We start from the raw sequence: 10,627 nt of genomic DNA on the forward strand, positions 1-10,627 counted from the left end.
CATATTAGTATTATGGCTCACCATGTACGCATTGTCCAGTCTTGTCCAATAAATTAATGATTAGAGGCATACCGATCGCGCGGGTGCGTCGCCGTTAAAAATCCCTTAAAAAACTTGAATGTAGGGATTGTCGATGTATCCGCACCATACAAATATTCCCACTCTCTCCTAGCTAGCCACGCCTTGCAAACCTCTTAGACGCTACCCGCAAATTCTGCATCGACTTTTAGTCTTTTATTTTGTATAGTTGAGAAAATTTGCGATCTACTTTTTGTTGCCATTTAATTTGACAAACTTCGCCTCTTTTAAACTTATCCGATCGCTGCTAAGTAACGTTTGTATCCTCATATATATAAAGATCAACCAAAATGTCTAACTTGCGATAGATTCATAAATAACAGTTTATGAAGTCGGGTTTAACCGACATCTTATACCCCGATCGACAATATCGCGGAAACCAGGTAAGAGCGATGAGAAGCCTAGGATTTTATGGTGATGATATTGGTGCTGGGGTACGAGGTTAAAGTCACGCGAGGCGAGAAAGTACCAATCTCAATTATTCCTCTGAGGGCGGGTTCGCCCATATCCGCGTTAACCCGCCACTAGAAGATAGCAGCAACTTTAAAGTCGGCGGCTGTCTATTTTCGCGATTCCCCCTCCAAATCCAAAATCTTGCACCATCGAACTCTTTAAGAAATCGTGGGGAAAACCCAATTCAATTGCACTTACTTTGTCTAACTGCTGCATTTGTTCGGGAGTTAATTGAAACTCTAAACAAGCGAGATTTTCCTGCAGTTGCGAGAGTTTGCGGGAACCAATAATTGGAATAACTTTGACTGACTGTTGTCGCAGCCAATTCAGGGCTACTTGAGAGGCTGGTTTGCCAATTTCGGCTGCTATGGAGCTAACTTCGCGAGCAATATTGAGATTTCGTTCGCTAATTTTTCCCGATTCAGGCGAATCAAGCCGTTTAGTTTCGCTGGCGGTTTCTGAAGTGTTGTATTTTCCTGTTAGCAAGCCGCCTGCTAGGGGACTCCAAGCTGTCACGCCAATGTTTAAGGCTTTTGCCATCGGGAGCAAATCCCGTTCTGGTGTTCGCTCTTTTAAAGAATACTCGATTTGCAGGCCGATAAATGGTGTCCAACCGCGCATTTGGGCGATCGTATTTGCTTGAGAAACAATCCAAGCGGGTGTATCGGAAATGCCGATATAAAGAACTTTGCCGGCGCGCACCAAATCGTCAAAGGCGCGCATTACTTCTTCGACAGGCGTGGTAAAATCCCAAGCGTGCAGCCACAGCAAATCTATATATTCAATTTGCAGTCGCTTCAAACTTGCTTCTACTGCTTGCACCATATTTTTGCGGTGGTTCCCGAAACCGTTGATTTCGCCATTCTTGGTGTTGAGGCTGTATTTGGTGGCGACTACCCATTTTTCGCGATCGGCTGCGATAAAATCGCCGACATATTTTTCGCTAGTACCGTTGGTGTAGAGATTCGCCGTATCAATGAAATTGCCGCCTGCTGCTGCAAATGCGTCGAACATTTTGCGGCTTTCTTCGTAGGAACCGCCCGAACCCCACTCTTCGCCAAAAGTCATGGTTCCGAGGCAGATTTCTGAAACGCGAAGTCCGCTGTTACCTAGTAGTTTGTATCTCATGTCGGCTTTTTTAGCTAGCTAATTGCTGTTAACAGTTTAGATCGGGATTTGCTCAACTGTTGCCATTAGTCTGCGGTGGCTGGCTTTGAGGGTGGGTTAGGGCTGTGCTGGATATTGAATGTTTTGTTAAGTCAAAATGCCGATCGGCAGGATCTTAGTTTTGCTTTTGTAGTGCTGTCCCCGCTTGCTAAATATATAACCTGCAGAATCTACGGGAGTTCGCACTATCACAAAAAAAGTGCTTTTGACTTTCAACACGGCGCTGGGGCGAGCCTCTTACCTATGTATTTATAATCACATTGCTAATTTAAAATACAGTAAATTACTAAAAATATTATCTACCTTTAGATAGGTATTTTGCGAAAATAGTTAAATAAAAAAAATGCTATATTAATCATCAGCAAATCTGATTGAGATCGAGAAAAATTAGGTAGCTAAATTAACTTTTTAGCGCTATATTGATATACAGAATACAAAACCTAGGTGACTCACTTGGCTGATATCGTTGATACCGCCGTTGCGGCAGGCTCTTTTACAACTCTAGTTGCTGCCGTCAAAGCTGCTGGTTTAGTAGATACTCTCAAAGGCGCTGGGCCCTTCACAGTTTTCGCTCCTACAGACGAAGCTTTTGCTAAGCTTCCCGCAGGTACTGTAGAATCACTGCTTAAGGACATCCCTAAGCTCAAAAAAATCTTGACTTATCACGTCGTTTCTGGCAAAGTTATGGCCGCTGATGTGGTCAAACTGAAATCTGCGAAGACAGTTGAAGGCTCAGAAGTTAAAATTGATGCTTCCAATGGCGTCAAAATTAATGATTCTACCGTTACTACACCCGATGTTGCTGCTGACAATGGTGTCATTCACATTATCGATTCAGTCTTGCTTCCTGCGTAAGCACAGATTTAGATAACTCGATATTATCTTGAGGGCGGTGGCTATTTTTAGCCACCGCCCTGTTTTAGTTGAAGTTTAAATATTTTACGCAGATTAATAATTAAAACTATTGTAGAGCAGGGGAAATAGACCGATCGCACTGGCGAAAGTCTGCCCCAATTTTTTCGCGGCTGGATTTACTGGGAAAACAGGTGACAAGCCAACAAGTGCCGTTGTACTCTGGAGTTGATTGCGGGCTTGCGGGTAAGTGCTGTGCCGCCGCACCCAAAAAATATCCTAGAAACCGGGTCGATCGGGGCTTGTCCTAAATAAGATACAATAAAAAACACAATAAAAGTGCGATCGACATTATTTGATAGTTAAGCTATGCAATCTACAACTCAGTCCGAACAATCGCTTACATGGTTGCGTTTTGCAGCGTTTAATTAATTAATTAAGAACTAACAAGTAACAAATAAATGCGTATAATTGTTGAAGGCTGGCGCTTTTTGCCACACTCCTACGCCATCGCCAATCAATTTCAGCTACTAGAAATGCTGAAATATCCCAACTTAGAAATTTTCCACAAAGATATCCCCTATCTAGACGAAAACTGGCAGCCAGCAACCGGTTTGTTAGACGCAACTGCTGAAGCAGCAATAAAAAATATTCCTCACCCTTCCGCGTCTCTAGAAGCAGACGCTACGTTACGGATATCAGTACCTTACAATTTTGCACCCTCAAATACAAAACGGACGTGCTTGTTTGCCACAACAGAATGGGGAATTCTGCACAACGAAAACTTTAGAATAACGGGCGCAGCTTCCCTCTCCGAAGGACACAGGAACTCCGATATAATTATTATTACGCCTTCCCATTGGTCGAAAACTGGATTTATCCGCAGCGGTGCGAATCCCGATCGCACAATTGTCATACCTTGCGGCATCGATCCGAATATATACAAACCTTTAACAAAATCGGAACGCGAAGCTTTGCGGAAACAGCTAGGATGGGAGGGATTTGTATTTTTGAATGTCGGTGCAGGATCTCCAAATAAAGGCATCGATTTATTGTTAAAAGCTTTCGCAGTTGTAGTTGAAAGTCATCCCGAAGCTAGATTAGTATTGAAAGGAGAAGAATCAATATATGAGTCGAATTCTCTAATCGCTCAAAACATAGACGAACTAACTTTTGACGAAGCAGAAAAAGTTTTGCCGCGCATGGCTTACATAGGAGAAACACTGTCTTTTGAAAAAATGGCTCAACTTTATCAAGCCGCCGATGCCTACGTATCTCTTTATTTAGCAGAAGGGTTCAATTTGCCAGCACTAGAAGCAATTGCTTGTGGCTTGCCGCTAATCTGCACTAAAGGCGGCCCGACGGATGATTTTACAACTCCAGATTTTGCTTGGTACGTCGAAAGCACGTTTCAAGAAGGTACTTCTAACGGTATGCCGATATTTCGCCTGATGCCAGATTTAGAACATTCGATCGCCTTAATGAAAAACATTATAGAACAGCCGGAGTTGTGCGATCGCTCTCGCGAAGCAGGCCCCAATTTTGTAGCGGCTGGGTTTACCTGGAAACACGTTGCAGACCAACTCCTAGAGGTACTTTTGCCAAGTATTCGATCGCCAAATTAAACAGGGTGCGATCGAACACTTAGCAATTTCCGATAATTAGCACTTGTAATGCGCTGTTCGGAATTAATATAAGATACAATAGGACAACAAGTTTAAGCTTCAGACGTTATTTGACATTCAAGCTATGCAATCTACAACTCAGTCCGAGACAGAGCAGGCGATGGACGCTCCCAAACACGGCTTGCCCGTTACCATCATTACAGGATTTCTCGGTAGCGGCAAAACAACCCTGCTCAACCACATCCTGACCAACCAGCAAGGTTTGAAAACAGCAGTTTTAGTCAATGAATTTGGCGAAATCGGCATCGACAACGAACTGATTGTCACCACCGACGACAACATGGTTGAGCTGAACAACGGCTGCATCTGCTGCACAATTAATGAAGATTTGGTAAATGCAGTTTACAAAGTTTTAGAACGTCAAGAAAATCTCGATTATCTAGTAGTAGAAACTACCGGACTCGCCGATCCCCTGCCAGTTGCTCTAACTTTTTTAAGCACAGAACTGCGCGACCTGACCCGTCTCGATTCGATAGTGACAGTAGTAGACGCAGCTAACTACAGCTTAGATTTATTCAACTCAGAAGCAGCTTACAGTCAAATAGCTTACGGCGATATAATTATCCTCAACAAAACAGATTTGGTTGAAGAAGCAGATTTAGATTTGTTGGAAGTTAAGATTCGCGATGTCAAAGAAGGTGCTCGAATTGTGCGAACAGTAAACTCGCAAGTTCCCCTACCGCTAGTCCTCAGTGTCGGGTTGTTTGAATCGGACAAATATTTCCAATCTGAGGAAACTACTAGCAGTCACGAACATCACGACCACGGCCATCACGACCACGGCCATCACGACCACGAACATCATGACCATCACGACCATCACGACCACGGCCACCACGAACATCACGACCACGACCATCACGACCACTCCGACCATTTAGAAAATGACGGATTTACTTCAATTTCTTTCCAAAGCGACAAGCCGTTTTCTCTGAGAAAATTTCAATATTTCTTAGACAACCAACTGCCAACAAACGTGTTTCGTGCGAAAGGGATTATGTGGTTTGAAGAAAGTCCGAAACGGCATATTTTCCATTTGAGCGGCAAGCGATTTTCGATGGACGACGACGAGTGGAAAGGCGACGATCGCAAAAACCAGCTTGTTTTGATCGGTCAGGGTTTGGATACCGAGACTTTGCGATCGCAAATCGAAAACTGTCTATGTATGCCTGCACCCAATCGCGGCAAAGGTTTTGGGAAAAACTAAAGCTTGAAAATTCGGAAATTGTACAGAAACCGGGTTTTTGGCTTATTGCATTCAGCCATTTAATACTGGGAAAAACCCGGTTTCTTTGAGATACAGGGATTGTGCCGAAACCAGATTTTTGCACAATCCCTGTATATTTGCATTTAATACTGGTGAAAAACTCGGTTTCTTTAGTAGACATCTTGCAAAAATACCTAGGACGGGCGAGACGCCCATCCCACACAAAAAAAAATGTGGGATGGGCGTCCCGCCCGTCTAAAAAATTGATTGAAAAGACTGAGGCAAGAGGTCTAATATTGATGTGTAATACCAAATCCAAGTTAACTACCATTTTTATGATTCGGCGGTTTCAACCGCTTATATATACAATTTTTTTTAAGCCTGAGTAGTTACGCAATAATAACAAGCGATTGGATGAATTCATAAATCCTGAAATCCTTGCCCCGAGCCGATTTCATGTGTTATGATTTGAGCGCCACAAGTACAAAACAGGATGTGAGATTAGGTCAAAACTCTTAAAATCACAGAATATAATGGGGAAGAATTTAAATGAAAGTAGTTGGTATTCATGGAATCGCCCAAGACTTTTTAGGCAGTCCACAGCTTGAAAATGCTTGGTTGCCTGCACTACAAGGAAGCCTAGAATTGATCGAACAGCCCCGCTTGACACGCTCGGAATTTGGGATGGTTTTTTATGGCGACTTATTTCGCCCATCGGGAATGCGTTCTGCAGGAGTCCCCAAGTTGACAGCGCGAGATGTTGAAACGGAATGGGAGCAAGCCTTACTCGTTGAGTGGTGGCGTGCAGCGGCAGAGTTATCGATCGCGAATCGTAGCGCTGGCGACCCATTAGGCGAAGATCCCAGCATTCAAGAACCTGAGTTTCAAGGTCGGGGACGAACTCCCGAGATTGTGCAGCGTGCATTAAGGCAGTTGTCTAAGTCACGCTTCTTCCGAAACTTGGGCCCGGAAAAAACATTAATTTTTGCCTTGAAGCAAGTTGGTTTATTTCTCCACGATTCGGATACAAAAAAAGCAGTGTTGGAACGGGTAGAAGCCAAAGTTTCGCCAACAGAGACAAAAGTAGTGATCGCCCATTCCTTGGGTTCCGTCGTTGCCTATGAAGCTTTGTGCGCTCATCCAGAATGGAATGTACAGACGCTGGTAACGCTGGGTTCTCCTTTGGGAATCCCTAATTTGATTTTCGATAAACTCACACCTCCGCCGGAAAATCGTAAAGGTGCATGGCCGAATATCAAGCAATGGTTTAACATTGCTGATAGCGGTGATATTGTGGCACTTCAGAAATCCTTAGCCCCATACTTTGGAGATGGAGACGATCGCAAAATTGTCGATCGGCTTGTTTATAATGGATGGCAGTCTCATTCGGTGGAAAGGTATTTAACAGCAAAGGAAACGGGTGCTGCTGTTGCCACAGGCTTGATAGTTTAACGTGCTGTTCAAAATAATTTCGGCTGACAATGGATAAATCTAAACGGTTTTTGATTGCGATCGGCTCTGCATCGTGTCCTAAAATGGGACTAGAAAACTTAGCTATAGTCGAGAGTGATGTCGAGCGAGTCGTGAATCTGTTTACAGGAACACAGCAGGGGTACACCAGAGTTTTATCCGATCAGATTTCGATCGACGCAGAGGCTGAAGACATCAAAAATGCCCTGTCCCAATGGTTTGGCTATTCGGAAAGAAGTCAGGACGATATCGTTATCCTGTATTATGCCGGACACGCAGGCGAGGATGGCAATCGAGGTTCCCACTATCTCTACACATTCAATTCTCGACGCGATCAATTAAGTACCAAAGCGATTGAAACTCAACAGCTCGTTAGATGCCTATTTGAGGGAAATAATAACTATCCTGAAAATGTCTTACTGATTCTGGACGTTTGTTATGCAGGCGCGGGTGTGAATGGGATTATTCAGAGCTTGACTTCTGGATCGAGTACCCGCAAGCCATCGGGATTTTGCGTTCTGTGTTCGACAGATTCAGATACAGAAGCGGGTGATGGTCATTTTGTGGATGCTTTAGTAAGCGTACTGGAAAATTCTGATTGGGAGGATAATGACGAATTTTTAGAGCTTTCTAAACTGAGGGATAAGATTAACGAATATTTCCAGTCCAAGGCTTCCCCTCAAAAAGCGACGTTGAGCAATATCGATAGCGCAAATCCCCAAACTTTCATCAAAAACCCGAAAGCGCGATCGCCTATCTCAACTGCTTTAGCACAGTCCTGTTCAGCAAATTTAGGTCGGGAAAAAGCCTCAAAACCCCGCCGCAAAGGTTTGTTTGTTTCTCGCAGTTCGACCAAACGGTTTCTCGATGATTTTGCTAAGGCGATTGAGCAACCCAACTCCGCACCATTGATGTTTTATGCGTATGGAATTGGGGGAATTGGCAAATCTACCTTACTAGATGAGTTAAAAAATCTGCACCACGGAAAGGTGAATTTTCTGGAGGCTGATTTTAACAACAGCCAATTGAGTACACCCATCAAACTGATGAAACACTTACACCAGCAATTGCCAATTCATCAGCCAGAGACAGATCTCTTCACAGTTCGGTATCAACAGTACGAAGAAACGCTGCAACGCCTGGAAAATGAGCCGGCGGAAGAAACCCAAAGAGTTAGCGCTGAGCAGAGTAGTTTGGTTCGGGAATATATGGGAGTGGCGCGAAGTTCGATCGTCACCGAGGATGAATCCAGGTTTAATCCGCTTTCAACAAGAGAGCGCTTCGAGAAACTTTTGAGGAAACATCCAGCTACGCAAGGATCAACACAGGAAAAGATGAGCTTGCGAGATATCATGCTCGATCCACAGCCAAAGCTCACTCAGGCTTTTGCAGAAACCTTGATTCAGTTGTCGCAAGAGAAGCCGATCGTGTTATGGCTCGATACCTATGAAAAAGCACAGAAAGATTTTAATGAATTTTTGGGTAATGAATTACTCAAAGATACGACATTGCACGATTTTCCAGTCCGAATTGCGATGGCAGGACGCTACAAGCTGAGTCATGGACGTTATCAGCATAAATTTCAAGATAGGGGAGTTCCGCTAATCCGAGAATATTCTCTCGCTAAATTCAGCCCACAAGAAACTCAACAATATCTTAAAAATATTGGAGTGACCAATACAGATGAGGTGAGGCGGATTAGGAGTGCAACTCAAGGATATCCTTACTACTTAAATTTACTGAAAAAGCAAAAGGAAGATGATGGAGCAATCACCTTGTCTGGCGGACAATCTGGCATGGTGAACTTACTCCTAGATGGGTTGAAGGAAACTGAACAACGAGTGGTAAAATTGGCAGCTCACTGCCGTTCGTTCGATCAACAGTTAATTCAAGCTTTGCTGCAAGAGTTTGGAGAAGCTAATATTCCATTCGGTAATGGAATTAATTGGTTTAAGTGGTTGACAGAGCGTGATTTTACAATTTCTGACGGTTCATATCGGATTGATGATGTTGCCAGAAGCGTGATTCGGGAAACACAGCATCAAGAAGATAAACAAAAATTTTGGCGAATCCACAATTGGATAGCCGATTATTTTGAGCACCTCGCCGATAAAGAAGTATCACCAGATCGCTCTCCCCTCGATAAATATGAAAATTCCGAATGGCAGGAGCTGATGATAGAAGTCATTTATCACAGACTATTCGCCAATAAAAATGAAGGAAAACGTCAACTATTAACTTGTTTTTTTGAAGGATCTTATTTGAAAAAGCCATTAATTGCAATAAGTGCATTTTTGGCAATTGCCTCAGAAGCAGAACTAAAAGAAAACAAACTATTGCGGGGAGATATTCAGAATTTTCTAGACAGCATAGAGAAAACTATCGTATTTGGATGGTGCGTCATCGGTATGCCTGAAAAAAACTATAGCATTAGCATTGAGATCCAGGGAGAAGAAGTTTCGAGTCAAGTTAAGTCCCAAATTGAGTCGGGACTAAATGTTTGCTTCCGTGAAATTCATAATTTAACAGGTTTAGCAAAGTGTGTAGCTCTGATAAGTCACAGTCTGCGGAGTTATAGCGACCACAGGGGAGCTTTAAGTCTTTTGAATCAAGCTTATGCAGAAATTGAGACACTAAAAAATTTAGAAAATACTCATTTTATAGGTAATATTTTCTTTTATTTTGCTGCCGCATTTGGTTCAAAAAATTCACACGAACAAGCATTAATTAGTATCAACAGATCTATTGAAATTGAATCAAAAAACTCTAAATATTACTATCTAAATAGTGAAATATTGAATGATTTAGAATGCTATGAAGAAGCACTATTGAGTATCAACAAAGCTATTAAAATAGATTCAGAAAACTCTAATTATTACGCAATCAATAGTCAATCAGTAAAATCTTTAAAAGATGATAAAAAATCTATTGAAATCGAATCAAAAAATTCTGACTATTACCTCCTCAAGAGTAAGATGTTGAAGAATTTAGAACGCTATGAAGAAGCCCTAGCTAGTATCAACAAAGCTATTGAAATCGACCCAGTAAATCCTGATCATTACTTGACAAAAAGTACCTTACTATATTATTTAAGACGCTATAATGACGCACTTGTTAGTAACGAACAAGCTATTAAAATAAATTCTAAAAACTATTCTTTTTATACTAACAAAGGTTTAACTTTAAGCATAATCTGGGCTGATCCAGCCGCGATAAATAGTTGCGATCGCGCAATTCAGTTAGGAGGAAATAAACCTATATTACTCGTTAATAAAGGAATCGTTCTCTCCCGTGCAGGCGAATACTCACAAGCTATGAAATTGTTCGATGGAGTGATTCGCGAACATCCAGAAAATGAGGAAGGTTACTACGGAAAAGCCTGTTGCTATGCCCGACAAGGTGACACCGAGCGAGCTATTGCTGCGCTTCAACGAGCAATCCAGATCGCTCCGCGCCGTTGTTGTCAGGAAGCTCGATGGAACCCCGACTTTGACTCCTTGCGGAATGACCAGCAGTTTATTTCCTTAGTGGGAGAGAGTCCGAGTCGCGATCTATCTTCAATTGATGTCGATCGCACTTGAGTTCCCAACCGCTCTGGTTTCTTCGGTAGCTCCGCACCCAGCAAGTAGTGTTTGCTCTACATAGGGCTTGCTGAATAAGCCTAAAACCCTTACCTCAAAAGACTTTGACTCGCGTTCGGCGTAGACAACGTGTA

At 42.8% G+C, this 10,627-nt stretch carries 6 protein-coding genes; 5 read left to right on the top strand and 1 reads right to left on the bottom strand.

What is annotated here, in order from left to right:
* Window positions 1–621: 621 nt before the first annotated feature.
* Window positions 622–1,659, bottom strand: coding sequence for an aldo/keto reductase (locus QUB13_RS29870; protein ID WP_333388580.1), 1,038 nt, complete (start codon window positions 1,657–1,659; stop codon window positions 622–624).
* 492 nt (window positions 1,660–2,151) lie between these two features.
* On the opposite strand from QUB13_RS29870, the gene QUB13_RS29875 reads away from it, so the two are divergent.
* The 5 genes from QUB13_RS29875 (at window position 2,152) to QUB13_RS29895 (ending at window position 10,493) form a co-directional block, all read left to right on the top strand.
* Entirely contained in the window at window positions 2,152–2,553 is a 402-nt protein-coding gene (locus QUB13_RS29875) for a fasciclin domain-containing protein (protein WP_194070943.1), read from the top strand.
* Between the two features lie 458 nt (window positions 2,554–3,011).
* Window positions 3,012–4,175, top strand: coding sequence for a glycosyltransferase (locus QUB13_RS29880; RefSeq protein ID WP_333388583.1), 1,164 nt, complete (start codon window positions 3,012–3,014; stop codon window positions 4,173–4,175).
* Window positions 4,176–4,299: 124 nt separating this feature from the next.
* Window positions 4,300–5,442, top strand: coding sequence for a CobW family GTP-binding protein (locus QUB13_RS29885; RefSeq protein ID WP_333388586.1), 1,143 nt, complete (start codon window positions 4,300–4,302; stop codon window positions 5,440–5,442).
* A 549-nt stretch (window positions 5,443–5,991) separates the two neighbouring features.
* Window positions 5,992–6,894 carry a hypothetical protein gene (locus QUB13_RS29890; protein WP_333388588.1) on the top strand — a complete coding sequence of 301 codons (903 nt, stop codon included), beginning with the start codon at window positions 5,992–5,994 and terminating at the stop codon, window positions 6,892–6,894.
* 29 nt (window positions 6,895–6,923) lie between these two features.
* The gene (locus QUB13_RS29895) at window positions 6,924–10,493 is read left to right on the top strand and encodes a TPR end-of-group domain-containing protein (protein ID WP_333388591.1); all 3,570 of its coding nucleotides are present in this window, start codon (window positions 6,924–6,926) and stop codon (window positions 10,491–10,493) included.
* Window positions 10,494–10,627: the final 134 nt, after the last annotated feature.

This window comes from Microcoleus sp. B4-D4, from assembly GCF_036705185.1.
Taxonomy (GTDB): domain Bacteria; phylum Cyanobacteriota; class Cyanobacteriia; order Cyanobacteriales; family Microcoleaceae; genus Microcoleus.

Bases quoted from the DNA above. Each gene is read 5' to 3' on its own strand.
- QUB13_RS29880 (WP_333388583.1), top strand. From the start codon at position 3,012: ATGCGTATAATTGTTGAAGGCTGGCGCTTTTTGCCACACTCCTACGCC.
- QUB13_RS29895 (WP_333388591.1), top strand. From the start codon at position 6,924: ATGGATAAATCTAAACGGTTTTTGATTGCGATCGGCTCTGCATCGTGT.
- QUB13_RS29890 (WP_333388588.1), top strand. From the start codon at position 5,992: ATGAAAGTAGTTGGTATTCATGGAATCGCCCAAGACTTTTTAGGCAGT.
- QUB13_RS29870 (WP_333388580.1), bottom strand. From the start codon at position 1,659: ATGAGATACAAACTACTAGGTAACAGCGGACTTCGCGTTTCAGAAATC.
- QUB13_RS29885 (WP_333388586.1), top strand. From the start codon at position 4,300: ATGCAATCTACAACTCAGTCCGAGACAGAGCAGGCGATGGACGCTCCC.